1 protein-coding gene is annotated in these 435 nt (G+C 61.8%); it reads right to left on the minus strand.

Annotation, left to right across the window (positions count from 1 at the left end):
- A partial coding sequence (locus tag PZA18_RS25805; protein WP_308447460.1) for a hypothetical protein occupies positions 1 to 435 on the minus strand: 435 nt, incomplete at both ends.

Genomic DNA, 435 nt, shown 5'->3' on the forward strand with positions numbered 1-435 from the left:
CCGTGGTCCGGTCCAGCCCACGCTCGCTGTACTGCCCCTGCGTCGATTCAAAGCCCATCACCACCAGCGTGTCGCCGCTTTTCACCGTGGGGGATTGAATAAAGCTCGTGGTATCGACCTCCGGCGCTTCAATGCTTTGCGTACCGCTACTGACCTGCTTGATCGCCTTCAGGCGTGAGAGGTCGAGCGAGAACTGCAGCAGCACTGATTTGTTGGGCAGCACGGTAGGCAAGATCTGCATATAAAAGCCGGTATTGACCGTGCCCGGCTCCAGCCCCGGCGTGCCATTGCTGTTGCTGCCACTGCCGCCGGATGAAGCTGTGGTCTTGGCCAGATACACGGTTTGCGTCACCTGGGTGACGGGCACCGGCCGGTTGTTGGTGGTCAGCACCGTGGCGCTACGGACCAGACTGGCGCGGCCGACCTCGTTCAGCG

The sequence above is a fragment of the Parachitinimonas caeni genome (assembly GCF_030129945.1).
GTDB lineage: Bacteria > Pseudomonadota > Gammaproteobacteria > Burkholderiales > Chitinimonadaceae > Parachitinimonas > Parachitinimonas caeni.